The organism is Blautia sp. HA8986 (assembly GCF_056504635.1).
The window spans coordinates 1751078-1777159 of the sequence record NZ_JBWLUQ010000001.1 but is presented as its reverse complement, the minus strand read 5'-3'; the positions used below and the strand labels follow the sequence as shown (position 1 = coordinate 1777159).

Annotated in this window: 13 protein-coding genes, 4 tRNA genes, 3 rRNA genes and 2 pseudogenes; 19 read left to right on the top strand and 3 right to left on the bottom strand. The window is 46.5% G+C overall.

What is annotated here, in order from left to right; genetic code table 11:
• The first annotated feature begins 10 nt into the window (after positions 1–10).
• From ispD to eda, 9 genes and pseudogenes are all read left to right on the top strand, one after another.
• Positions 11–715, top strand: a complete 705-nt coding sequence (ispD, locus tag AC04Q4_RS08360; RefSeq protein ID WP_173736919.1) for a 2-C-methyl-D-erythritol 4-phosphate cytidylyltransferase — start codon at positions 11–13, stop codon at positions 713–715.
• Between the two features lie 166 nt (positions 716–881).
• Positions 882–967 (top strand) — tRNA-Ser (locus tag AC04Q4_RS08355).
• Positions 968–1106: 139 nt separating this feature from the next.
• Positions 1107–1195: transfer RNA gene (locus AC04Q4_RS08350), tRNA-Ser, on the top strand.
• A gap of 243 nt (positions 1196–1438) precedes the next feature.
• Positions 1439–2971 (top strand): 16S ribosomal RNA (locus tag AC04Q4_RS08345).
• A 63-nt stretch (positions 2972–3034) separates the two neighbouring features.
• Positions 3035–3152 (top strand): 5S ribosomal RNA (gene rrf, locus AC04Q4_RS08340).
• A gap of 327 nt (positions 3153–3479) precedes the next feature.
• A 23S ribosomal RNA gene (locus AC04Q4_RS08335) occupies positions 3480–6367 on the top strand.
• The 16S, 23S and 5S rRNA genes sit together here with 4 tRNA genes alongside, the layout of an rRNA operon.
• A gap of 91 nt (positions 6368–6458) precedes the next feature.
• Positions 6459–6531 (top strand) — tRNA-Asn (locus AC04Q4_RS08330).
• A gap of 3 nt (positions 6532–6534) precedes the next feature.
• Positions 6535–6605, top strand: a tRNA-Cys gene (locus tag AC04Q4_RS08325).
• Positions 6606–6805: 200 nt separating this feature from the next.
• Positions 6806–7297: pseudogene (eda, locus tag AC04Q4_RS08320) on the top strand (bifunctional 4-hydroxy-2-oxoglutarate aldolase/2-dehydro-3-deoxy-phosphogluconate aldolase); the annotation flags it as partial.
• Positions 7298–7366: 69 nt separating this feature from the next.
• Here eda and AC04Q4_RS08315 read toward each other — a convergent pair.
• Positions 7367–7705 (bottom strand): hypothetical protein, encoded by a 339-nt coding sequence (locus AC04Q4_RS08315; protein WP_195456688.1) that lies wholly within the window; start codon positions 7703–7705, stop codon positions 7367–7369.
• A 319-nt stretch (positions 7706–8024) separates the two neighbouring features.
• Between AC04Q4_RS08315 and AC04Q4_RS08310 the strand changes: the two genes are divergently transcribed.
• The 10 genes and pseudogenes from AC04Q4_RS08310 to AC04Q4_RS08265 all read left to right on the top strand — a co-directional run bounded on the left by AC04Q4_RS08310 (position 8025) and on the right by AC04Q4_RS08265 (position 22512).
• Positions 8025–8738, top strand: coding sequence for an ABC transporter ATP-binding protein (locus tag AC04Q4_RS08310; protein WP_119240638.1), 714 nt, complete (start codon positions 8025–8027; stop codon positions 8736–8738).
• An 8-nt stretch (positions 8739–8746) separates the two neighbouring features.
• Positions 8747–12604, top strand: a complete 3858-nt coding sequence (locus AC04Q4_RS08305) for an FtsX-like permease family protein (RefSeq protein ID WP_476388835.1) — start codon at positions 8747–8749, stop codon at positions 12602–12604.
• A gap of 518 nt (positions 12605–13122) precedes the next feature.
• The gene (locus tag AC04Q4_RS08300; protein WP_476388834.1) at positions 13123–15777 is read left to right on the top strand and encodes a valine--tRNA ligase; all 2655 of its coding nucleotides are present in this window, start codon (positions 13123–13125) and stop codon (positions 15775–15777) included.
• 15 nt (positions 15778–15792) lie between these two features.
• Complete coding sequence (locus AC04Q4_RS08295) at positions 15793–17901, top strand: sulfatase-like hydrolase/transferase (protein ID WP_476388833.1); 2109 nt, start codon at positions 15793–15795, stop codon at positions 17899–17901.
• A gap of 171 nt (positions 17902–18072) precedes the next feature.
• Positions 18073–19371, top strand: coding sequence for a glutamate ligase domain-containing protein (locus tag AC04Q4_RS08290; protein ID WP_476388832.1), 1299 nt, complete (start codon positions 18073–18075; stop codon positions 19369–19371).
• Positions 19368–19520 carry a hypothetical protein gene (locus AC04Q4_RS08285; RefSeq protein WP_021977044.1) on the top strand — a complete coding sequence of 51 codons (153 nt, stop codon included), beginning with the start codon at positions 19368–19370 and terminating at the stop codon, positions 19518–19520. Before AC04Q4_RS08290 ends, AC04Q4_RS08285 begins: the two co-directional genes overlap by 4 nt.
• A gap of 10 nt (positions 19521–19530) precedes the next feature.
• Positions 19531–20892 carry a hypothetical protein gene (locus AC04Q4_RS08280; protein ID WP_178774290.1) on the top strand — a complete coding sequence of 454 codons (1362 nt, stop codon included), beginning with the start codon at positions 19531–19533 and terminating at the stop codon, positions 20890–20892.
• Between the two features lie 124 nt (positions 20893–21016).
• Entirely contained in the window at positions 21017–21376 is a 360-nt protein-coding gene (locus tag AC04Q4_RS08275; protein ID WP_173738849.1) for an anti-sigma factor antagonist, read from the top strand.
• Positions 21360–21785: an anti-sigma F factor gene (spoIIAB, locus tag AC04Q4_RS08270; protein WP_173738848.1), complete on the top strand. Its 426-nt coding sequence runs from the start codon at positions 21360–21362 to the stop codon at positions 21783–21785. The genes AC04Q4_RS08275 and spoIIAB overlap by 17 nt, the downstream gene beginning before the upstream one ends.
• Positions 21786–21787: 2 nt before the next feature.
• Positions 21788–22512, top strand: a pseudogene (locus AC04Q4_RS08265) (SigF/SigG family RNA polymerase sporulation sigma factor).
• Between the two features lie 62 nt (positions 22513–22574).
• On the opposite strand, the gene AC04Q4_RS08260 reads toward AC04Q4_RS08265, so the two are convergent.
• Together AC04Q4_RS08260 and AC04Q4_RS08255 are read right to left on the bottom strand one after the other, a co-directional pair.
• Entirely contained in the window at positions 22575–23072 is a 498-nt protein-coding gene (locus tag AC04Q4_RS08260) for a QueT transporter family protein (RefSeq protein ID WP_015526895.1), read from the bottom strand.
• A 169-nt stretch (positions 23073–23241) separates the two neighbouring features.
• A complete protein-coding gene (locus AC04Q4_RS08255; protein WP_476388831.1) occupies positions 23242–25773 on the bottom strand; it encodes a leucine-rich repeat protein in 2532 nt (843 codons plus the stop codon).
• Positions 25774–26082 lie beyond the last annotated feature (309 nt).

Here is a 26082-nt window from a genome sequence, read left to right as displayed (position 1 = left end):
GGTAATTATCATGGGAGAATGCAGAAACACAGCTATTGTTCTGGCAGCGGGCCAGGGAAAAAGAATGCACAGTAAGATACAGAAGCAGTTCATGGAGCTGGGCGGAATGCCTGTACTCTGTTATTCTCTGCGTTGTTTTCAGGAAAGTCCACTGATACGGGACATCATTCTCGTAACAGGAGAGGAGTATGTTTCCTATTGTAGAGAGGAAATTGTGGGAAAATACGGCTTCACAAAGGTTTCCGCTGTGGTATGCGGTGGAAAAGAGCGATATGATTCTGTATACGAGGGGCTTCAGGCATGTAAAGATACAGAATATGTTCTGATCCATGACGGAGCCAGACCATTTATTGATAATGCAATCATTGAAAGAGGACTTGCAGCAGCTTCCAAAACCGGTGCAAGTGTTGTCGGTATGCCTTCCAAAGATACCGTCAAGATATCAGATGCAGAAGGTAATGTAAGTGAAACTCCGGATCGTAGCAGTGTATGGATTGTCCAGACACCGCAGATCTTTCAGTATCCGCTGATCTATGGTGCATATACCAGCATTCGTCAAAAGGAAATGACCGGAATTACAGATGATGCCATGGTAGCAGAACATGAAACCGGGGTGAAAATCCGTTTTTCAGAAGGTTCTTATCGCAATATCAAGATCACAACACCGGAAGATCTGGTGGTTGCGGAGGCATTTCTGAGGGAAAATAGAGAGTAGAACAGGGTGAAAATCCTGGTAAATATGGACATATAGCAGAAATTGAAGCTATATGTCCAATTTTTTGAAAAAAATATCAAATTTGTTATTGACAGGTAAGATATTTGATGATAGAATACATCATGCGCTGACAAAACAGCACAAAAAATGTTGGGAAACATTATATGGAGAGATATCGAAGTGGTCATAACGAGGCGGTCTTGAAAACCGTTTGTCCGCAAGGGCGCGTGGGTTCGAATCCCACTCTCTCCGTTGGTCAGATACAGAATAAAAACTTTTGAAAAAAGTTAAAAAGTACTTGACAACATAAAAGATACGAGATATAATATCACCTGTCGCTGAGAACGGCAGAGAGATAAATATCAGAACTACTTAGTAAGTAGGGCAATTTGGAGAAGTACCCAAGCTGGCCGAAGGGGCTCCCCTGGAAAGGGAGTAGGTCGTTAACGCGGCGCGAGGGTTCAAATCCCTCCTTCTCCGCTTTGATTTTTCTGAAGATTAAACACTTCAAAAAAATTAAAAAAGTTCTTGACAAGCAGTTGAGAATGAGATAAAATAAACGAGCTGTCTGAGAGACAGACACAACAAACCTTGATAACTAAACAGTGAAACACATACGATTCTCGAAAATTTCTTTACATTTAAAGAACGGTTTAAACAAACCAAAAGCAGTAAAAACGAGAGATAGCCAAACGGTTGTCTTGAGTAAAAGATTCAAACACTTTATCAGAGAGTTTGATCCTGGCTCAGGATGAACGCTGGCGGCGTGCTTAACACATGCAAGTCGAACGGGAAACCTTTTATTGAAGCTTCGGCAGATTTAGATTGTTTCTAGTGGCGGACGGGTGAGTAACGCGTGGGTAACCTGCCTTATACAGGGGGATAACAGTCAGAAATGGCTGCTAATACCGCATAAGCGCACAGGAGCCGCATGGTCTCGGTGTGAAAAACTCCGGTGGTATAAGATGGACCCGCGTTGGATTAGCTTGTTGGCAGGGTAACGGCCTACCAAGGCGACGATCCATAGCCGGCCTGAGAGGGTGAACGGCCACATTGGGACTGAGACACGGCCCAGACTCCTACGGGAGGCAGCAGTGGGGAATATTGCACAATGGGGGAAACCCTGATGCAGCGACGCCGCGTGAAGGAAGAAGTATCTCGGTATGTAAACTTCTATCAGCAGGGAAGAAAATGACGGTACCTGACTAAGAAGCCCCGGCTAACTACGTGCCAGCAGCCGCGGTAATACGTAGGGGGCAAGCGTTATCCGGATTTACTGGGTGTAAAGGGAGCGTAGACGGATGGACAAGTCTGATGTGAAAGGCTGGGGCTCAACCCCGGGACTGCATTGGAAACTGCCCGTCTTGAGTGCCGGAGAGGTAAGCGGAATTCCTAGTGTAGCGGTGAAATGCGTAGATATTAGGAGGAACACCAGTGGCGAAGGCGGCTTACTGGACGGTAACTGACGTTGAGGCTCGAAAGCGTGGGGAGCAAACAGGATTAGATACCCTGGTAGTCCACGCGGTAAACGATGAATGCTAGGTGTCGGGTGAGCAAAGCTCTTCGGTGCCGCCGCAAACGCATTAAGCATTCCACCTGGGGAGTACGTTCGCAAGAATGAAACTCAAAGGAATTGACGGGGACCCGCACAAGCGGTGGAGCATGTGGTTTAATTCGAAGCAACGCGAAGAACCTTACCAAGTCTTGACATCCCCCTGACCGGAACTTAACCGTTTCTTTCCTTCGGGACAGGGGAGACAGGTGGTGCATGGTTGTCGTCAGCTCGTGTCGTGAGATGTTGGGTTAAGTCCCGCAACGAGCGCAACCCCTATCCTCAGTAGCCAGCATTTAAGATGGGCACTCTGTGGAGACTGCCAGGGATAACCTGGAGGAAGGCGGGGATGACGTCAAATCATCATGCCCCTTATGATTTGGGCTACACACGTGCTACAATGGCGTAAACAAAGGGAAGCGAGCCTGCGAGGGTAAGCAAATCCCAAAAATAACGTCCCAGTTCGGATTGTAGTCTGCAACTCGACTACATGAAGCTGGAATCGCTAGTAATCGCGGATCAGAATGCCGCGGTGAATACGTTCCCGGGTCTTGTACACACCGCCCGTCACACCATGGGAGTCAGTAACGCCCGAAGTCAGTGACCTAACCGCAAGGGAGGAGCTGCCGAAGGCGGGACCGATGACTGGGGTGAAGTCGTAACAAGGTAGCCGTATCGGAAGGTGCGGCTGGATCACCTCCTTTCTAAGGAAAAAAGTAGAGAAACAGAGAATGTGTTTTACTGTTTAGCTATCAAGCTGAAAGATTTCTGGTGCCGATGCGGTTGGGGGACACACCCGTTCCCATCCCGAACACGACGGTTAAGACCCAATCGGCCGATGGTACTGCACTGGAGACGGTGTGGGAGAGCAGGTGGGCGCCAGATCAAAAAAAGAAAAACAGGAGAGATCCTGATGAGAATATATGCTGGTTTTACCAGTGATCTGAGAGAAAAAGCTATTTTCCTTTCAGATGGCTGATAAAACATCAGTCAGCATTGTACCTTGAAAACTGCATACATGAAATTTGATTAAGTTAATCAAATATCCTTAAACGCAAAGTATTAAGAAATTAATGCAAACGCAAAGATAGGAAGACATCGATTTATCTGTTATGAACAGAGTAATCAAACACATGTCGGAAGATACGCGAGTATCGGATACGACAGAGAATCAAGAGACCGCATCACCTACGCTAGGGTGATGAAGCGAAAGGTCAAGCAATAAGGGCACAGGGCGGATGCCTTGGCACTAAGAGCCGATGAAAGACGTGATAAGCTGCGAAAAGCTTCGGGGAGGAGCAAATATCCCGTGATCCGGAGATGTCTGAATGGGGAAACCCGCATGAGAAGACCTCATGCATCCATACGCCAATCCATAACGTATGGAAGGGAACCCGGGGAACTGAAACATCTAAGTACCCGGAGGAAAAGAAAGAAACATCGATTCCGTAAGTAGCGGCGAGCGAACGCGGAGGAGCCTAAACCGGTGTGCGTGCATGCCGGGGTCATGGACTGCATTTAAGATTCAGCGAAGTTAACAGAACGGTTTTGGGAAAGCCGGCCACAGAGGGTGAAAGCCCCGTACGTGAAAGCCAAGCTGACTGAGCAGGATCCGGAGTACCACGAGACACGAGGAACCTTGTGGGAAGTAAGGGGGACCACCCCCTAAGGCTAAATACTACTTAGTGACCGATAGCGCATAGTACTGTGAAGGAAAGGTGAAAAGGACCCCGGGAGGGGAGTGAAAGAGAACCTGAAACCCTGTGTCTACAAGCTGTGGAAGTGCTTTATATGCACAACCGCGTACTTTTTGTAGAACGGTCCGGCGAGTTACGCTTACTGGCAAGGTTAAGCACTTCAGGTGTGGAGCCGTAGGGAAACCAAGTCTTAAGAGGGCCAGAGTCAGTAGGAGTAGACCCGAAACCGGGTGATCTATCCATGTCCAGGTTGAAGCTGCCGTAAGAGGTAGTGGAGGACCGAACCCACATCCGTTGAAAAGGGTGGGGATGAGGTGTGGATAGGGGAGAAATTCCAATCGAACCCGGAGATAGCTGGTTCTCCTCGAAATAGCTTTAGGGCTAGCCTCGGTGTGAGTCTTGCGGAGGTAGAGCACTGAATTTCCTAGGGGGCGTCAAAGCCTACCGAAGAATATCAAACTCCGAATGCCGTGTAGATATCACCGGGAGTCAGACCGCACGAGATAAGTTGGGCGGTCAAAAGGGAAAGAGCCCAGACCTACAGTTAAGGTCCCAAAGTGCGCGTTAAGTGGAAAAGGATGTGGGATTTCGAAGACAACCAGGATGTTGGCTCAGAAGCAGCCATACATTCAAAGAGTGCGTAATAGCTCACTGGTCGAGAGGTCCTGCGCCGAAAATGTCCGGGGCTGAAACGCGCCACCGAAACTAAGGAATCCGAAAGGATTGGTAGAGGAGCATTGTATATGGGAAGAAGCAGTACCGTAAGGAGCTGTGGACTGTATAGAAGAGAGAATGCCGGAATGAGTAGCGAGATAGAGGTGGGAATCCTCTAGGCCGAATATCCAAGGTTTCCAGGGTAAAGCTGATCTGCCCTGGGTGAGTCGGGACCTAAGGTGAGGGCGGGAGCCGTAGCCGATGGACAACAGGTTGATATTCCTGTACTGCAGTATAACAGAACTGTGGGGACACGTAAGGAGAGCGGGAGCCGGGAATGGAAAGTCCGGTACAAGCGAGGTACCAGTATGGTAGGAAAATCCGCCATGCAATGGGAAGACGTGATGTGGAGCGAATTTTAGTAGCGAAGCCCGTGAGCCATGCGTCAAGAAAAGCCGCTATTGTTTATACTGTACCCGTACCGTAAACCGACACAGGTGGATGAGGAGAGAATCCTAAGGCCGGCGGAAGAAGTATTGCCAAGGAACTCGGCAAAATGGCCCCGTAACTTAGGGAGAAGGGGTGCCTGCGAGAGCAGGCCGCAGAGAATAGGCTCAAGCAACTGTTTAGCAAAAACACAGGTCTATGCGAAACCGAAAGGTGAGGTATATGGGCTGACGCCTGCCCGGTGCTGGAAGGTTAAGAGGAGAGGTTAGACGTAAGTCGAAGCTTTGAATTTAAGCCCCAGTAAACGGCGGCCGTAACTATAACGGTCCTAAGGTAGCGAAATTCCTTGTCGGGTAAGTTCCGACCCGCACGAAAGGCGTAATGATTTGAGCGCTGTCTCGGCAATACATCCGGTGAAATTGAAGTGCCAGTGAAGATGCTGGCTACCCGCGCCAGGACGGAAAGACCCCATGGAGCTTTACTCCAGTTTGGCACTGGGGTCCGGTGTTGCATGTACAGGATAGGTGGGAGGCTGAGAAACGGTAACGTCAGTTGCCGCGGAGCCGCTGTTGGGATACCACCCTTGTGATATTGGGCTTCTAACCAGCCGCCGTAATCCGGCGGTGGGACAATGCCAGGCGGGGAGTTTGACTGGGGCGGTCGCCTCCGAAAGGGTATCGGAGGCGCCCAAAGGTTCCCTCAGAATGGACGGAAACCATTCGAAGAGTGCAAAGGCAGAAGGGAGCTTGACTGCGACACCGACGGGTGGAGCAGGTACGAAAGTAGGGCTTAGTGATCCGGTGGTATTAAGTGGGAATGCCATCGCTCAACGGATAAAAGCTACCCTGGGGATAACAGGCTTATCACTCCCAAGAGTTCACATCGACGGAGTGGTTTGGCACCTCGATGTCGGCTCATCGCATCCTGGGGCTGTAGTAGGTCCCAAGGGTTGGGCTGTTCGCCCATTAAAGCGGTACGCGAGCTGGGTTCAGAACGTCGTGAGACAGTTCGGTCCCTATCCGGCGTGGGCGTAGGATATCTGAGAGGAGCTGTCCTTAGTACGAGAGGACCGGGATGGACGGACCGCTGGTGGACCGGTTGGCTTGCCAAAGCCATGGCCGGGTAGCCAAGTCCGGAAGGGATAAACGCTGAAGGCATCTAAGCGTGAAGCCCCCCTCAAGATGAGATATCCCATTCTTAGTGAAGTAAACCCCCTTGAAGACGACGAGGTAGATAGGGCAGAGGTGGAAGTGTGGTAACACATGGAGCTGACTGTTACTAATCGGGTGAGGGCTTGACCAAGAAACGCAGGTTAAGAATTGATTCAAAGAGTTTGATTGACCATCAATAAGCATGTATGTAGTTTTTAAGGTATAAGCCTTAAATTAAATATTCCTCCTTAGCTCAGTCGGTAGAGCATGCGGCTGTTAACCGCAGTGTCGTTGGTTCGAGTCCAACAGGGGGAGCATGGTGCCATAGCCAAGTGGTAAGGCAAAGGTCTGCAACACCTCTATCCCCGGTTCAAATCCGGGTGGCACCTCTTAGAAAGCCTTGGAAAGATAAATTTCCAGGGCTTATTTTTATTATAAAAATGTATTTGCTGAAGACAGTGAAGACAGACTTCTGGAAGATCGGACAGCATCCGGAAAGGATGCTGTCCGACAAATCAGGAATTTTTTTCTACAATCAGGATTCTTTTGCGGTTATAAACTAGATGAAGGTACATGGCATCCTGGGCACGAAGAGTCTATCCGTCTGATGGCAGAGCAGTTCCCGGAAATGCTTGTGGGAGCAGGTACCGTACTTACAACTGAGCAGGTAGATGCAGCTGTTGGCGCCGGAGCAAAATTTATCGTAAGCCCAGGCTTCAATCCAGAGATCGTAGACTACTGCCTGGAAAAAGATATTCCTGTTTTCCCGGGATGTATCACTCCATCTGAGGTTGCACAGGCAGTGAAAAGAGGCCTTAAGGTAGTAAAATTCTTCCCGGCAGAACCGGCAGGCGGAATTTCAATGATCAAGGCTATGGCAGCTCCTTATACAGGAATCAGATTTATGCCTACAGGTGGGATCAATGCGAAAAACCTTGAGGAATATCTTTCCTGTGACAAAATCCTTTGCTGCGGCGGAAGCTGGATGGTAAAAGGAGATCTTGTAAAGGCAGGAGAATTTGATAAAATAAAAGAGCTGACAGCAGAAGCAAGAAAGCTCGCTGATTCCATAAGAAAGTAATCAAAATTAATACACATATTCAATAAAAAAGCAGAACCCTGCACAATCAGGCAGAGTTCTGCTTTTTTGTCAATTATTGTGAAAATAGATCAATGAAGTATGATCAGAAGAAGCTTTTTCCGGATTAGCGACAGAATCAGCTGCCGGATCAGCAGAAGTTTTCCGAAGATCCATTCGGTAAAGATAAAGAATTCCACCGAAGAATCCGGGTATCAGTCCGGCGTATCCACCGGTACATAAGATCACAGTCAGTTTCACCATCAGTTCTGTCTGAAGTCCCAGACAAACAAGTAATCCGGACAAAATTCCGGCTGCACTCCATCCAGCTGTCAGAAGTGCAAGAAAAACAGCAGGTGCAGGGGCCTTTTTTTTATTTTGAGCTAAGTGATTCCACAGTGTTTTATACATAATCCATTCCTCCCATTTTGATGGAATTATACTTCTGCTGTTGTCAGCAACAGTCAGCCATAATATTGATTTCCTTTATCTGTCTGTATTATAGAAAAGAAATGTAAAATACAAATGCGCAGGAATGAAAAATCTTTGTAAAATATAAGTAGAAATTGCATTTTGAATGAAGAACCGATATACTTATAAATATATTTACAGACATATCGATTACAGATGAAGGGATATTACCAAACAGCTGTGATATTGAGGCGGGGAATAAAAAGGGGGCAAGTAAAAGCCCCCTGAAATTATAGAGAGAGCAAAGAGGAGGATGAGAATGGAGCATACGGAAGATTATGTGAAGCTGGAAAATGTATCCAAAATCTATGGCTCAAAAGAAGTGAAGATCATAGCGGTGGATGAGATCAGCTTCCGGATAAAAAAAGGAGAATTTGTAGTTGTGGTAGGACCCAGCGGTGCCGGAAAGACAACGGTGTTGAATATCCTGGGCGGAATGGATAAAGCTACATCCGGCAATGTCTGGATCGATGGGAAAAATATCGCAAAATATACAGACCGGCAGCTGACCGGATACCGGCGTGAGGATATTGGCTTTGTATTCCAGTTTTATAATCTGGTGCCAAATCTGACTGCACTGGAGAATGTGGAGCTTGCTCTTCAGATCTGTAAGGATCCTCTGGATGCCAGGAAGGTTTTGGAGGAAGTAGGATTGAAGGAGAGGCTGACCAACTTTCCGGCACAGCTTTCCGGCGGTGAGCAGCAGAGAGTTTCCATAGCCAGAGCTCTGGCAAAGAATCCCAAGCTTCTGCTCTGTGATGAACCTACAGGAGCGCTGGATTATCAGACCGGCAAGTCAATCCTGAAGCTTCTTCAGGATACCTGCAGGGAACGAGGCATGACTGTCATTGTCATTACCCACAACTCTGCACTGACACCTATGGCCGACCGTGTGATCAAGATCAAAAACGGAAAAGTTTCCAGGATGACCGAAAATGCACATCCCACACCAGTGGAAGAAATTGAATGGTAGGTGACGGAATGAAAGCATTACACAAAGATTTCTGGATGGAGATCCGGAAAAGTAAAGCACGTTTTATCTCGATCTTTCTGATCGTGGCATTGGGCGTTGCATTTTTTTCCGGGATCCAGGCGTCTTCTCCGGATATGAGATATTCCGGAGATGCCTATTATGAAGCGGCAAAGCTGATGGATCTGAAGATCCAGGGAACACTGGGACTGACCCAGCGTGATGTAAAAGCGGTATCAGACATTGACGGTGTAGAGCTGGCTGAGGGTGGTTACTCTACGGATGTTATGAGTGGAGAGGACGATGCCAGGAAGGTTCTTCATCTGGAATCCATCAGCAGCAATTTTAATCTGCTCACAGCAGATGAAGGAAGGATACCGGAAAAAAGCGGCGAGATTTTTCTGGACAAGCCATTTGCAAAGAACCGTGGCTATAAAATCGGGGATACCATATCTGTCAATGAGGATGGAGACAGTGAACTTCTGAAAAAGACAACCTATACAGTTGTGGGAATCGGAAGCAGCCCTCTTTATATTTCATTTAACAGAGGAAATACGACTCTTGGGTCAGGTGAAATCAGCGGTTTCGGATACATCCTTCCGGAGGATTTTGATCAGGAGGCTTTTACCCAGATCTATATTATGGTCCATGAATCCGGGGATGTGATCAGCTATACCGATGCCTACGACAATCTTATCAAAAAGATACGGAAGCGTGTGGAAGGCATCGAAAAAGAACAGTGCAGCCTGCGCTATGATGAGATCGTCGCAGAAGCCAATGAAAAACTGGATGACGCCAGAAAAGAGCTTGAGGACGGAAAGAAGGAATCAGAAGAAAAGCTTGGCGATGCGAAGAAAAAGCTGGATGATGGGCAGAAGAAGTATAATGATGGAAAAAAAGAGTACGAAGATGGAAAACAGCAGCTCAATGATGCAAAAAAGAAGCTGATCGATGGAAAACAGCAGCTTGCAGACGGCAGACAGCAGATCGCAGATGGATGGTCTCAGCTTAACAGTGCAAAGCAGCAGGTGGAAGACGGGCAGACCCAGTTAAATGCTGCCAGATCACAGCTTGTCAACTCCGAAGCACAGATAAATGAGAAGCAGTCAGAGCTGACTGCCGGATACGAACAGCTGACTGATGCAAAAAAGCAGGTAAGTGACGGTGAGGCTCAGTTCCGGGAAGCGGAGAAAACATTGGAAAGCAAACAGGCTGAGCTTGACACCGGAAGAGAACAGCTGGAAGCCGGAAAAAATACGATTAGAGAAACAAAGGCATCTCTCACCAGTCAGAAAGAACAGTGTGAGGCAGGGCTTGCACAGATTTCCGAGGGCGAAGCCCAGATCAGTTCCAGTGAAGAAGCCCTTTCCGGGCAGCAGGCACAGCTGGATGAACTGACCAGCCAGAAAGAGACATTAAGCAGTCATGTGGCGGAGCTGCAGGCTCAGTATGACGCCGGTGCGGAAGCAGGAAAAACCGAGGAAGAGCTGGCGGAGCTTTCCGCGCAGATCCAGACATTAAATGACCAGATCAGTGCAATGGAAGAACAGATAAATTCCGGTCAGGCGCAGATCGACGGGGCGCAGGCTGAGCTTACAGCAAAAAAATCAGAGCTGGCCCAGACCCGGGCTGAACTGGAGAGCAGCCTCACTCAGATCAATGAGGGTTTCAGTCAGATCGAAGAACAGGAAGAGACACTTTCCGGGACAGAGACACAGCTGAACGCAGGCCAAGAAGAACTGGATAAAGGAAAAAAAGAACTGGAGGCAAAGAAAACAGAGCTTTCTGCAGCCAAAGAAGAAATCGAGACCAATCAGGCAGCTCTTGATGACGGTCAGAGCCAGCTTGACGCTGCCAAAGCCCAGTTAAGTTCCGGAAGACAGCAGCTGGAGGAAAAACAGGCCCAGTTAAATGCAGGACAGGCAGAGATCCAGGCAAATACGGAAAAGCTTACCAGCAGTCAGGCTGAAATGGATGCAAATGAACAGAAAATCCTGGATGGTGAAAAAGAGATCCAAGAAAACGAACAGAAATTAAAAGACGCCAAAAAAGATCTGGAGGACGCAAAAAAGAAGCTTTCCGATGGAAAGAAAGAATATCAGGACGGCAAAAAAAAGGCCGATGACAAAATTGCGGAAGCCCGGCAGAAGATCGAGGATGCCCAGAAAGAGGTAGATGATATTGAAACACCGGAGTGGATCATCACAGACCGCAATGACCTTCCGGAATATTCGGATTTTGGTGATAACGCAGAGCGGCTGAAAAACATCGGAAAAGTTTTCCCGATGATATTCTTCCTTGTAGCGGCTCTGATCAGTCTTACCACAATGACACGAATGGTTGAGGAGCAGCGAACCCAGATTGGAACCATGAAAGCATTGGGCTACGGAAAAATATCTATTGCATCCAAATATCTCTGTTATGCCTTCCTTGCAACAGCAGGAGGCAGCATCGTGGGTATTCTTTTCGGAGAAAAGGTTCTTCCGTTTATCATTATCCAGGCATATGGGATCATGTACTGGAATATTGGTGATCACATGCAGCTGAATTATGAAATGCACTATGCACTGATCGCTTCCGGAGCAGCGGTGATCTGTACTATGGGTGCAACACTTTTTTCCAGCGCAAAAACTCTGGCAGAAACACCGGCATCCCTGATGCGTCCGCCTGCACCAAAAGAGGGAAAACGGATACTTATTGAGCGGATCGGCTTTATATGGAAGCATCTGAGCTTTTCCTGGAAATCGTCCATGCGAAATCTTTTTCGTTATAAGAAGCGACTCTTTATGACTATTTTCGGAATTGCAGGAAGCATGGGACTGATGCTTGTAGGATTCGGACTTTACGATTCGATCATGGATATTGCGCTTCTCCAGTATGACCAGATCCAGCACTATGATGCCATGGTGATCAACGATGATGATGCTACACAGAGCCAGAAAAAGGAACTTCTGAAATTCCTGGACGGAAACAGCGAGATCGATCACTATACTCGTGTGCAGCTCACCAAGATGACGGCACCAAAAGAAAAGGGAAGTGTCAGTATCTATGTGTATGTTCCGGAAAATACGGAAAATTTTAAAGAGGATGTAACGTTACGTGACCGAAAGTCCCACGAGCAGTATGAGCTTACCGATGACGGAGCCGTGATCTGTGAAAAAACAGCTTCTCTTATCGGTGTGAAAGCAGGAGACGAGATTGCCCTGGAGAAAGACAACAGAAAGTATAAAGTAAAGATCACTGCTATCACAGAGAACTATATGGGACATTATGTTTACATGACCCCATCCTGCTATGAAAAAACATTCGGGGAGAAACCGGAGTATTCAAGTACAGTATATACTATGAAAGAAGATGCAGGTAGTGATCTGGAGACTCTTGGAAATGAGATCCTGAAATATCCGGCAGCTTTAAGTATCAGCTATACAAGCAGCACGGCCGGTCAGGTAGAGCGAATGCTGGGCTCCCTTGGAGCGGTGATCTGGGTCCTGATCATTTCTGCCGGAATGCTGGCATTTGTGGTACTGTATAATCTGAACAACATCAATATCACAGAGCGTCAGAGAGAGCTTGCAACATTGAAGGTCCTGGGATTTTATGATGGCGAGGTTTCCCAGTATGTATTCCGGGAAAATATCCTGCTGTCCTTTATAGGGATCCTGGCAGGTGCAGTATTCGGAATCCTCCTTCACCGGTATGTGATCACAACCGTTGAGGTAGATGCGGTGATGTTTGGAAGAAATATCAAGCCAATAAGCTTTGTCTACAGTGGGATCATTACATTTGGATTCTCCATGTTTGTAAATATGGTAATGCATTTTAAGCTGAAAAAGATCAATATGGTAGAGTCACTGAAGAGCGTGGAATAAAATATTAAAATGCCAGAAAGGTACTTGTATCTGGAAATATGTGAAATCCCAGGAAAAGCAGGCCTTTGTCTTGACAAAAAAAGAAAATTTCATTATAGTAGGAACATGGTAAAGGCGTTGAATAAGAGGAGTATGCAGGTCTACGCTGACAGAGAGAGATGCACGGACGCGGGAGAAGCGCAGGCTGGAAGGCATTTTCAGATGGAAGACTGCAGAAGGTAGCTTAGGAGCCGGGAGACTGAAGGCAGAAATGCAGAACAGATGCAGATGCTGTTGCGTAGGTTTTCACGTATCCCGCGTTAAGGGATAAGAGATAGATGGGAATAAAATATAAGACATTTTTCCCGGATAATGAAGGTGGTACCGCGAGAATGATCGCCCTTCGCACAGGAGTTTTTTGGATTCCCGTGTGGAGGGCGTGCTTTTTCTTGCAGAAAACAGGAGTGTTCAAAGCTCCCATAATCAGAAAAGGCTGTCAGAAAGACAGCTTGATTCCAAGAAAGATTCAGGAGGAAAACATGAGCAAAGAACTTGCAAAGACTTATGATCCCAAAGGTATTGAGGATCGTCTGTACAAAAAATGGATGGACAACGGATACTTCCATGCAAAAGTTAATCCGGACAAAAAACCTTTCACAATTGTAATGCCGCCGCCCAATGTAACCGGACAGCTGCATATGGGCCATGCACTGGATGAGACCATGCAGGATATTCTGATCCGTTTCAAAAGAATGCAGGGCTATGAGGCTCTCTGGCAGCCGGGAACTGACCATGCAGCCATCGCTACAGAGGTTAAGGTAACAGAGAAGCTCCGTAAGGAAGGTATTGACAAGAACGAGATCGGTCGTGAGGAATTTATGAAACATGCCTGGGCATGGAAAGAGGAGTACGGCGGAAAGATCATCAATCAGCTGAAAAAGCTGGGGGCATCTGCAGACTGGGAGCGTGAGCGCTTTACCATGGATGAGGGCTGCTCCAAGGCTGTTCAGGAGGTATTTATCCGTCTCTATGAGAAAGGCTATATTTACAAAGGCTCCAGGATCATCAACTGGTGTCCTGTATGCCAGACCTCTATTTCTGATGCAGAGGTTGTACATGAGGATCAGGACGGATTTTTCTGGCACATTAATTATCCCATCGTAGGTGAGGAAGGTCGTTTCGTTGAGATTGCAACCACACGTCCTGAGACACTTCTCGGCGACACAGCAGTTGCTGTAAATCCGGAGGATGAAAGATATAAAGATCTCGTAGGCAAGATGCTGAAGCTTCCGCTTACAGACAGAGAGATTCCGGTTATTGCTGATGAATATGTTGATAAGGAATTCGGAACAGGCTGCGTTAAGATCACACCGGCACACGACCCTAACGACTTTGAGGTTGGACGACGTCATAATCTTGAGGAAATCAACATCTTAAATGATGATGCGACTATCAACAGCCTTGGCGGAAAATATGCAGGTATGGACCGTTATGAGGCACGTAAGGCAATGGTAGAAGACCTGAAGGAGCAGGGGCTCCTTGTAAAGGTTGTTCCGCACAGCCACAGCGTTGGTACACATGACCGCTGCGGTACAACTGTAGAGCCGATGATCAAACCACAGTGGTTTGTAAAAATGGATGAAATGGCAAAAGCAGCCATCAAGACTCTGGACGACGGAAACCTTCAGTTTGTTCCTGCACGCTTTGACAAGACTTATCTTCACTGGCTGGAGAACATCCGTGACTGGTGCATTTCCCGTCAGCTCTGGTGGGGACACAGAATTCCGGCTTATTACTGCGATGAGTGCGGTGAGATGGTGGTTGGAAGAGAGATGCCGGAGAAATGCCCGAAATGCGGATGTACACATATGCATCAGGATGAGGACACTTTGGATACCTGGTTCAGTTCTGCACTGTGGCCATTCTCCACACTTGGATGGCCGGACAAGACACCGGAGCTTGAGTACTTCTATCCGACAGACGTTCTGGTAACCGGATATGATATCATCTTCTTCTGGGTTATCCGTATGGTATTTTCCGCACTGGAGCAGACCGGTGAGACACCGTTTCACCATGTGCTGATCCACGGTCTGGTACGTGACTCACAGGGACGTAAAATGAGTAAGTCTCTTGGAAACGGTATCGATCCGCTGGAGGTTATCGATAAATACGGCGCAGATGCCCTTCGTCTGACACTGATGACAGGTAACGCACCTGGAAATGATATGCGTTTCTACTGGGAGCGTGTAGAATCCAGCCGTAACTTTGCAAATAAGATCTGGAATGCTTCCCGTTTCATTATGATGAACCTGGAAGGCAGGACAGTAACAAAGCCGGAAGACCTGAACGCACTGTGCAACGAGGACAAATGGATTCTTTCCAGACTGAACACAGTGATCCGTGATGTTACTGAGAACATGGATAAATATGAGCTTGGAATCGCCGTACAGAAGGTCTATGACTTCCTGTGGGATGAGCTCTGTGACTGGTATATCGAGATGGCCAAGGTAAGACTGTGGAAGGCAGAGGAAAACCCGGCAGCAGCAAACGATGCACTGTGGACACTTCGCACTGCACTGACACAGGGACTGAAGCTTCTTCATCCGTTCATGCCGTTTATCACAGAAGAGATCTACTGTACACTGCTTCCTGAGGAAGAGTCCATCATGATCTCCGACTGGCCGGTATACAGAGATGAGATGAATTTTGCAGATGCTGAGAAAGCAGTTTCAAGCTTCCAGGAGGTTGTACGTGGAATCCGTAACACCAGAAACGAGATGAACGTACCACAGAACAGAAAAACAAATATTTATATCGTAGGCAAGGATGCTGAGAGCTGTGCACGTTTTGAGTCATGTAAGAAATCCTTTACAAACCTTGCGTTTGCAAAAGAGATTCACGTACAGCAGGATAAGAACGGAATCGGTGAGGATGCAGTCTCCATCGTTGTGGCAGACGGTGTGGTATATCTGCCACTGGAGGATCTGATCGACCGTGAAAAGGAGATCGAACGTCTCACAAAAGAGCAGGAGCGTCTTACAAAAGAAATCGCACGCTGCGAGGGAATGCTTAACAACCCGAATTTTGTGAACAAGGCACCTGCAGCCAAGGTAGAGGCAGAGAAGGAGAAACTTGAGAAATACAAAGAGATGAAAGAGAAAGTGAACCTGCAGTTAACACAGATGGTGAAATAACGAAGGAGTGTTTTAATGAAGTGGTGTAACTTTTTCAATAAGATTTCGCTGATACTTCAGGCTCTGGGCTGTGCAGTCCTGTACTTTGTGATCGAGGCCATATGCAGGCACTCGTTCACAGAGGCGTGGACCTACATGACCACAAAGCCGCTTGTATTTGCTTATAATGCAGCGTTTATCTTTACGACGATGCTGATTGTTTATCTCTTCCGAAAGAGAATTTTCTGGCGCATTTTTATCGGCAGCTTATGGCTGTTTCTGGGAATCGTAAACGGTGTGCTTCTTCTCAACCGTGTCACACCGTTTACAGGACCGGATGTAAAGAACCTGACAGATGGTCTCAGTATTGCAAAAAAATATCTGACCCATACCCAGATGACCGTAGGTGCGGTCCTTCTGGGGCTTGCGGTTATTATCCTTCTGATCATACTGATAAGATCGCCGAAGTACAGAGGCAAACTGAAATACAAGGTGAATATTCCGCTGGTTCTGGCCGGGATACTTGCCTTTGGAGGAATTACACAGCTTGCTCTGGAAAAAAGAGTACTTTCCAATTATTTTGGAAATATTGCCATAGCTTATGAGGATTACGGATATCCCTACTGTCTGGCAACGACAATTTTTAATACCGGAATCAGTGCGCCGAGAGATTATTCCGAAAAAGAAATCAGCAGGATCGAGAAAACAGAGGAGAATCTTCCTGCGACAAAGGATGGAAGTCATCCGAATATCCTGTTCTTACAGCTGGAGTCCTTTTTTGACCCTACACTTGTCAATTATCTGGATATTTCTGAGGATCCGATTCCCAATTTCCGAAAACTGATGGAGGAGTATTCTTCCGGTTATTACAAGGTTCCGTCTGTAGGAGCCGGAACTGCCAACACGGAGTTTGAGTCCATTACCGGAATGAGCCTTCATTATTTTGGGCCGGGGGAATATCCTTACAAGAGTATTCTTAAGGAAACTACCTGTGAGAGCGCACCATATGTTCTGAAAAATCTTGGTTATACTGCGCATGCAGTACATAACAATGAGGCGAATTTCTACGGAAGAAGAAGCATTTTCCCTAATCTGGGATTTGATACCTTTACTTCTGCAGAGTACATGAAGGATGAAAATCAGAAGAACCCGCTGGGCTGGACTAAGGACAGTGTTCTCACGGATGAAATCGTCAAGTGCCTGGATTCCACAGAAGGACCTGATTATGTATATACTATTTCCGTACAGGGACATGGAGATTATCCTTCAGAACCGGTGCTGGAAAATCCGGAGATCACAGTTTCCGGGGCACCTACTGACGAGCTGAACAATAAGTGGGAGTATTATGTAAATCAGATCCATGAGATGGATAATTTTGTCAAAGAGCTGACTGACAGGCTGGCAGATTATCCGGAGGATGTGGTACTGGTTATGTATGGTGATCATCTGCCGACCATGGGACTGACTGTGGAGGATGTGGATAACAAATATCTGTTCCAGACAGAGTATGTGATGTGGGATAATTTCGGACTTAAGAAAAAGAAAGAAAATCTTGCGGCATATCAGATGGCAGCAGAGGTTATGGACCGTGTAGGTATCCATGAGGGAAATATTTTCAAATATCATCAGGCAAGAAGAAACACCAAGAATTATCAGGTGGATCTGGAAACTCTGCAGTATGATCTTCTCTACGGAAAACAGTATACCTATGACGAAAAGAATCCTTTTGAGCGGACAAAGATGCACATGGGAATCTACGATACGACTCTGGAGTCTATCCAGGTAGTGTCTGAAACAGACCATACTTATTATATTCAGGGAACCAATTTTACGCCATCCAGCCAGGTGAAGATTAATGGTGAGTGGTATGATACGGTTTATGTGAATCCGACCAAGCTGATTATTACCGGAAAGGAACTGGATGATTTTGACAGGCTTTCGGTAGTACAGCGAAGCAACAGCTCCACCAGAAAGGCCATGACAAAGAGTCATGACCGGGCGGTTTATGCGCTGCTCTCTGACAGCAGGTGGAAGCTCGACAGTGAAAAAAATGCTTCTGACACAGCGGAGGCTGAAGAATCAGACACAGCAGAGACAGCTGCAGCTGAGACTTTCGGTGGGGAAAACAGCACAGAAAGTCGGTAAAAAGCCCACGAAAAATACTTCGATACAAAAAATGTCGGATAAAATATTACGATTAGGACTGGACATCTTCCACCACTATTATATAATGGTATCGTAACGAACAGGAGGGGAGAAGCTTTTCTCCCTAAAAGTTCTTTACGAATACATTATAGATAAGTGATGGTTTTTTTTATGAATTACAAAGAAGCAGTTGCGTATATTGAAGATATACCGAGATTTACAACCAAGAACAGCCTGGACCATACCAGAGAATGTTTAAGAAGACTTGGAGATCCGCAGAGAAAATTCCGTGTGATCCATGTGGCAGGAACTAACGGAAAGGGAAGTACCTGTGCTTTTATCACATCGGTTCTTCGGGAGGCAGGATATTCCTGCGGACTTTTTACATCGCCTCATCTGGTGGAGATCAATGAGCGTTTTCAGATCAACGAGGATGTGATCGATGACGATACATTCCTTTGTGCTTTTGAAAAAGTTAAAAAGCTTTCCGATGAGCTGGTTGCAGAGGGAAGCTATCATCCCACATATTTTGAAACCTTGCCGCTTATGGGAATGGTGATTTTTGCAGATGCAGGAGTGGACTATGTAACACTGGAGACAGGTCTTGGCGGCCGTCTGGATGCTACTACAGCAGTTGAGAATCCGGCAGCCTGTGTGATCACATCCATAAGCCTTGACCATATGCAGTATCTTGGAAATACGGTTTCCGAGATTGCAGGAGAGAAGGCAGGGATCATGGTGCCGGGTGTTCCGGTGATCTACGATGGAAATGATCCGGATGCAGTTAAGGTAATGCGTGAGCATGCGAGGGAGCTTGGATGTCCTGCATATGAACTTACAAGAGCGGATACCGAGATCCATAAGATTGCGAAAGACGGGATTGATTTTTCTCTGAAAGATGAAGCTTATGGAGATACTGTTTTCAGTATTCCGTTTATTGCACGCTATCAGGTAATGAATGCAGCCCTTGCAGTAAAAACGATTCAGGTTCTCAATCGTGAGATACCGGTATCTATGGAGGAGCTGAAAGCAGGCATGGCGAAGACACGCTGGCAGGGAAGAATGGAGACAGTTCTCCCGGGTGTGATCGTAGATGGCGCACATAACGAAGACGGTGTTGAGAAGTTTGTGGAGACAGCTGAGCATTTTCAGAAGGAATTTCCGCTGACACTGCTGTTTTCCGCTGTGGATGACAAGGATTACACAGATATGATCCGTACCATCTGTACAAGGATCAGCTTCCGGCATGTGATCGTCACACAGGTTGGAGGATATCGTAAAGTTCCGGTGGAAGAGCTTGCAGAGATTTTCCGTAAGGATGGAGTACCGGAAGTAGAATCAGCAGAGGATGTTCCGACGGCATTTGAGCTTGCACTGAAAGAGAAAGGCGAGGACGGTATGCTGTTCTGTGTGGGATCGCTTTATCTTGTAGGCGAGATCAAAGCCTGGATCAGGAGGAATAAATTATGATCGATTATGAAGAGGAACTGAAGAAATTTGAACCATGTCTGGATGTGGCAGATGTAGAAGGTGCAATCTATGACCGTGAGATCACCGATATCATGGATGTGCTCCAGGAGATGCTGCGGGAGGTTAAGAGCAACAGACGTGTAAGATAAGGAGAAGTGAATGAACTGCATTAACTGTGGAGCGTTCCTGACAGATACAGATCTGGATTATTGTCCGCACTGCGGAGCCAATGTACTGATCCAGAAGAAGGTTGACTATCTTTCCAAGCTCTATTACAACCAGGGGCTGGAGAAAGCCAGCATTCGTGATCTGTCTGGAGCGATCAGCTGTCTGAAGCAGAGTCTTGCCTATGATAAACGAAATATCCGTGCAAGAAACCTTCTTGGTCTTGTGTATTTTGAGACAGGCGAGGTGGTTGCTGCACTGAGTGAGTGGATCATCAGCAAAAATATCCAGAAGAGCCGTAACCTGGCATCTGAATATATTGAGAAGCTTCAGGCGAACCAGAATAAACTGGAAACGATCAATGAAAGCATCAAGAAATATAACAATGCCCTTGCCATGTGCAGGGAAGGCCATGAAGATATGGCAGCCATCCGTCTTAAGAAGATCCTGGCACAGAATCCCAAGCTGATCAAGGGATATCATCTTCTTGCACTGATCCAGATGAAGAATCAGGAGTGGAACAAGGCGAGAAGAACGCTCAAGAAAGCGGCAAGGATTGATAAGACCAACACCACGACGCTCCGTTTCTTAAGAGAAATCGATGAGCAGACGGGTGTTACTACAAAGATGGAGAACAGACGGAAGAGTCTTATTCGGGACAATGAAAAGGAAAAGGATAATATTTCCGGAGAGATCGTTGTAAGACCGTCCACATACAAAGAAAGGTCAAAAGTTTCCCTGTTCTTTACTATGGTACTGGGATTTGCAGCAGGTGCTGCGGCATTCTGGCTGCTTGTACTTCCGGCAGTGAAGCAGGATGTGTACAGACAGGCAAATGAGCAAATCGTGCAGTACAGTGAGTCACTTTCCAGCCAGGGAGTGGCACTTTCCAAAGCCCAGGGAGAAGCAGAGCAGTCCAATAGTACTGCGGATGCCACAGCTAAGCAGGTTGAGGAAGAGAAAAAGAGAAGTCAGAGTTATGAGGCTCTGTTTTCTGCTTATACAGCCATGCAGCAGGAGGATCTGGATACTGCAGCAGTGGAGATCCAGCAGGTATATGTAGATACACTTTCTGATTCTGCGAAAGGTATTTATAATACTATCTGTGAGAAGACTGGTGTATCGGGAATTACCGGTGATTCATCAGGCAGTGACAATACCGCTTCAGCAGCTTCCGCAGATGGAAGTACAACTGCAGACGGAAGTGCAGCTTCAGATGGAACGTCTGATGGCGGCGACAGTTCATCTGATGGAAGCGGCGACGGTACTTCTGATGGATCAGACCAGTCATCTTATGATGAGAGTGGAGATACCGGCTATGATTCGTCTTACAGCGATGGCTATACAGGAGAATGATCGATACAGAATACAGGTGAGAAACCTCGGAGAAGGGGAATGTGTTTCGACACATTCTTCTTTTTTGTGCGATTTTTTATAGAAGATTTTTTGCATAAAAATAAAAAAATGGGGGAATGATAAAGTGGAATCAGTGTTTGAAATATCAGGAGCTGTGATGACAGTTCATTTGCCTGTAGATCTGGATCATCCGGTGTCTGACAGTATTCGAAGAGAAACAGACCGGATTATTGGACAGCAATATATAAAAAATATGGTTTTCGACTTCTCAGAGACCGTTTTTATGGACAGTTCCGGGATTGGACTGCTCATGGGAAGATACCGGGCACTGGGAATGCGAGGTAAATGTGTGCAGGTGATCCATGCAAACAGCCATATCAGAAAGCTTCTGAGACTTTCCGGGATCGGCAGATACATAGACATCTCCGAGGCGGAAAAAACATCAGCAGAACAGGAGGGCGCATACTATGGAAAACACAAATGAAATGACGATCATTTTTGACAGCAGACCAGCCAATGAAGCTTTGGCCAGAGTGGCAGTTGCATCTTTCTGCACGCAGCTGAACCCCACACTGGAGGAAGTTTCAGATCTGAAGACAGCAGTTTCTGAAGCTGTGACCAATTGCATCATACATGGGTATGGAGGCGAGGTACATAAGATCCGGGTGGACTGTTCTCTTTGCGGACAGGAGCTTAAAGTGGATGTTACAGATCACGGAACCGGTATCCCGGATATTAAGAAAGCCATGGAACCTTTGTTTACCACCAGACCGGATAAAGACCGTTCGGGCATGGGATTTACATTTATGGAGGCATTCATGGATGAAGTTTCTGTGGAATCGGAGGTTGGCCGCGGAACTACCGTGCACATGAAAAAGATCATCAGGAGGTAACTATGGATCGTACTCTTGCCCTCATCGGGCGTGCACACCAGGGGGATAAAACGGCAAGAGATATTTTGTTTGAGGAAAATACAGGGCTGATCTACAGTGTGGCCAGACGTTTTCTGGGAAGAGGAGTGGAGATGGAAGATCTGTTCCAGATCGGCAGCATCGGACTTCTGAAAGCTGTGGATAAATTTGACATGTCTTTTGATGTGAGGTTTTCAACGTACGCAGTGCCCCGATGATCTCAGGAGAGATCAAACGTTATCTCCGGGATGACGGGATGTTGAAAGTCAGCCGGTCTTTAAAAGAGAATCATTACAGGATCTATTCGGTGAGGGAAGCATTGACCAGGAGGCTGGAAAGAGAGCCTACTGTGGAAGAGCTTGCCTGCGAAATGGGAATATCAGTGGAGGAGCTTGTGTTTACTCTGGAATCCGGAGCAGAGGTGGAATCCCTCCATAAGACGATCTATCAGGGAGAAGGAACAGAAATTTCTCTGATGGACAAGCTTCCTGAGAAAGAAAACCGTCAGGAAAAAGTACTGAACCGGATCTTTCTGGAAGAGATACTGGGGACTCTGAAGGCAAAGGAGCGAAAACTGATTTATATGCGGTATTTTCAGAACAAGACCCAGACGGAAATTGCTTATGAGCTTGGGGTATCCCAGGTGCAGGTATCCAGAATGGAAAAAAGGATTCTGCGCAGTCTGCAGAAATCAGCAGAGATAAAATAAAAGGGAGCCATGAGAAATGCTGCTGTTTTCTCATGGCTCTCTTTTGGGGGCAGCAGATCTTGTCAGACTGCTGCTTTTTTATGAAAAAGTACATTTTTGTATTTGGAAAGTGCTCCAAGAAGGATCATACCGATCACACCGGCTGAGATAAATTCACCGGCTCCTACTGTGAGCATCATAAACGGGATAGGAAGGTTAATGCCATATCCGTAACGAAGCACAAGAGGAACGATCACAATGTTGGAAACAATCGGCGGGATCGGGGCTGTCCATTTGCCTGTATTGCGAAGCTTGTAGGTAAAGAATGCACCGATAAGTGTGGCAATGCTTCCGAAAATGATGTCAACCGGAATCGCACCGCCAAGAAGATTGGCAATGATACATCCCACGAACAGTCCCGGGATGGCAGCCGGTGTGAAGAACGGAAGCACAGTCAGAGCCTCGGAAAAACGGATCTGAACTTCACCGAAGCTAAGTGGTGCGAATACCAGTGTCAGGACAACATATACAGCTGCAATGGCAGCTCCCTGCACCAGAAAATGAGTACCTTTGTTTTTCATATTCAATATTCTCCTTTAGTTTTGTTTTACGAGTGGAAGGTCACGAACACTCGGCACATTTATAGGCGGTGACCGCCTTGTAAGCCCTGTACGACCTTGGTTTTTGCGGGCTTTTGCAGCGAAACTGAGTATAGCATAAAGGGCGTGGAAATGCAAGGTACGATCCTGGCTATTTGATGACCCTGGCCTGTGTGGACAGCCCCTGACTCTGAAGCAGCTTTTTGTAAGAAGAAAGTTTGTTTGCCGGAACCTTTACAGTCAGTTTTTTGTAATTATTCTGACCTGCTCTTGTGAAGATATATTTACCTGAGCTTTTGGAAGTAAGACGTCCTGTCTGTATGGTGACAGAGGTAAGGGCCTTACAGTCACAGAAAGCTTTCGTGCCGATCGCAGAAACTCGGGAACCGATTTTTACAGTACGAAGACTTGTGCATCTCTGGAAGGCTCCGGCACCTATGCTTGTGATATTTCCTGAAATCGTTACCTGTTTCAGGTTTTTACAGTTTTTGAAGGCATTGGCTGCAATGGCTGTGACTTTGTAGGTTTTTCCGTTAGCTTTGACAGTGGCCGGAATCTTTGCAGTGACAGTATTGCGTGAACGTGGTCCCTTCAGTGCTACGGAAGTCCCGGTGGTATTGACTGTGTAGACATTATAGGCATCCCGGAATGTTTTTGCAGTCTGTGGCTTTGGTGTGGCTGCAGGAGTGATCTGGAAATTTAAGGTGATGGTTCCGTAGAAATGGTTATCACCGATGATCTTCAGGGTAGCAGTTCCTGCTTTTTTATTGTTCTGGTATGTCACATGATAATCATTGATGCCAGAAAGCTTTGCTTTTCCAAGAGTTACGGTTGGAACGGGCTTTATGTCAGAGCTTGTATAGGTATATGTTTTTTTGATCCCTGTTACAGATGCATCGGAAATATTGCATGCATATCTGATATTGTTTTTCTTGGCATATGTAACTGCGTAAGAGCCGTACGGAGCATGGATCTTGCAAAAATATGCATGAGAGCTGTCAGACCAGTAATAGCCGCACCACACAGCATCCGTTCCAATGCTTTTAACGGTATCAGGTATGTTGATCCTGGATAGATTGTTACAGTAGGCGAAAGCTTCTTTTCCGATCTTTGTGACCCCTTTCTGGATGTCCACCTCTTTCAGCTCAGGAAGATAAACAAAGGCCCTTTCGGAAATACTTGTGATCCCGGGCTTTATTATTACCTTTCTGATCTGGTTTTTGATAGCTTTCCAGGAGGAATCGCTGGAGAAGGAAAACCAGCTGTTTGTTGAAGAGACTGGGTATCGGTTGTTTTCCTCTGTGGAAATAGAAAGTGGTCCGTAGCCGGAGATCGTAAGGATACCGTTTTTGAAATTCCAGGTTGCGTTGTCACCTGCGATATGGTAAGTTTTTTTGTCAGCTTTTCCGTTGTCGGAATTAATGGAATAAAAGTTCAGGGTGTTGGAGTTTGAAGCATAATAAACGACCTTGGAATCCTTTACCACAGGCTGACAGTCAGAAATCGGAGCAGCTGTTGTAAACTCTTTGCTGAGGCTCTTTCCTTTTCCGTCCACAAAAAGATAATGAAGGGTGCTGGAAGAGAGCGGATCGTTAGCGGAAGAGTTTTTCTTGTTATCGTCGGAGACGTATTCTTCCCAGGAAATCATAAAACGGTTGTCATTTATTTTGGTGATCTTTACGCCCGCAAAGCTTTTTCCTCCGCCTGTAAAGTTGGTAAGCTTCCTGGTAGCGGTTGCTTTTTCGGAAAAGTCAGATATTGGTGTGACGGACAGATAAAGATTATGAGGCGTGTTTTCAGATACCTTATCATATTTGGACTGATCGATGGAAGTGCCGACGCATAATACACTGTCAGAGGAAACAGCCATGCCGTCAACGCTTGCGTAGCAGGCCAGTGCCCACACAGAAGTACGTGAGCCTCCGTATGGCAAAAGTTCTATGGTGGTGCGGTCAAGTGTATTGCTGTTATATCTGGAAAGCTTTGTACATCGTGAACCCTCACTCTGCTCCAGTACGTAGAGATAAGAACCATGTGATTTGATATACTGTGCAAAGGAATGCCACAGATCGCAGGAAACGATCTTTCCTTTCATGGTTGCCTGGTCGATCTCGGCCATAAGGAAGCCCTGATGTCCCTGACCGACAGAGGAATCCACATATCCTTCGTGACCGGTAACAACATAGAGCTTGCCGTTGCTTTCTGTCATTTCCACACAGCCATAGTCAAAGGGCGTGCGGACCTCACCGCCAAAAAGCTCAGGGTTACTGGTAATTGCTGCTGCACCGTTCCGGTTCCAGTTTGTGTCGTAGCGGATGACGCGGATAACCTCAGCGGAATCGTTTTCCTTGTTGTTTGTCTGGCCTTCTACCAGATAATATCCGTCAGATCCGGCATAAAAGCCACCCCACAGCGGAAGCTCCATGTTGATCTTGCGTTTGCTTCTGATCTTCAGATCATTATCATAGTATTCAACGCCGATAGAATTTTTCTGGTGGAAGACCCTCATGTATCCGCCGGAAACAGGAACAAGGTCAGAGGTACGGCGTAACCTGACATTGAGATTGTCCTGTGCGGTTGGCGTAAGAGAGCCTGCTCGGGCTGTCTGCGGAAACAGGATCAGACAGAAGCAAAGACAGCAGAACAGAAATAGCAGAGATGTTAATTTTTTTAGCTTTTTCATAAGTTTCTCCTTTATATGTGTTTTTAGATGATCTCCTGTTTAGATTATAATTCATGGGACAGAATTTACAATACAAAATCGGGAGTTATGGAACTCCCGATCCTCAGGATTTCTGTAAATTCTGTTCACAAAAACATCTTGAGGAAATACTGCCGGTGGGCAGTAACATCAGCAGCAGGAACCTTATGGAAACAGGGGCTTTTTTCTTGACAGTTTTTTGTGATATTGATAAAATATATTTCAGTATATAGGTTAAAGGGGCATTGGTTTTGATCTAAATCAATGTCTTTTTATTTTATGTATCACACA

Coding starts and splice junctions, on each gene's coding strand:
- AC04Q4_RS08300 (WP_476388834.1), top strand. CDS start 13,123: ATGAGCAAAGAACTTGCAAAGACTTATGATCCCAAAGGTATTGAGGAT.
- ispD (WP_173736919.1), top strand. CDS start 11: ATGGGAGAATGCAGAAACACAGCTATTGTTCTGGCAGCGGGCCAGGGA.
- AC04Q4_RS08295 (WP_476388833.1), top strand. CDS start 15,793: ATGAAGTGGTGTAACTTTTTCAATAAGATTTCGCTGATACTTCAGGCT.
- AC04Q4_RS08285 (WP_021977044.1), top strand. CDS start 19,368: ATGATCGATTATGAAGAGGAACTGAAGAAATTTGAACCATGTCTGGAT.
- AC04Q4_RS08260 (WP_015526895.1), bottom strand. CDS start 23,072: ATGAAAAACAAAGGTACTCATTTTCTGGTGCAGGGAGCTGCCATTGCA.
- AC04Q4_RS08255 (WP_476388831.1), bottom strand. CDS start 25,773: ATGAAAAAGCTAAAAAAATTAACATCTCTGCTATTTCTGTTCTGCTGT.
- AC04Q4_RS08290 (WP_476388832.1), top strand. CDS start 18,073: ATGAATTACAAAGAAGCAGTTGCGTATATTGAAGATATACCGAGATTT.
- AC04Q4_RS08310 (WP_119240638.1), top strand. CDS start 8,025: ATGGAGCATACGGAAGATTATGTGAAGCTGGAAAATGTATCCAAAATC.
- spoIIAB (WP_173738848.1), top strand. CDS start 21,360: ATGGAAAACACAAATGAAATGACGATCATTTTTGACAGCAGACCAGCC.
- AC04Q4_RS08305 (WP_476388835.1), top strand. CDS start 8,747: ATGAAAGCATTACACAAAGATTTCTGGATGGAGATCCGGAAAAGTAAA.
- AC04Q4_RS08280 (WP_178774290.1), top strand. CDS start 19,531: ATGAACTGCATTAACTGTGGAGCGTTCCTGACAGATACAGATCTGGAT.
- AC04Q4_RS08315 (WP_195456688.1), bottom strand. CDS start 7,705: ATGTATAAAACACTGTGGAATCACTTAGCTCAAAATAAAAAAAAGGCC.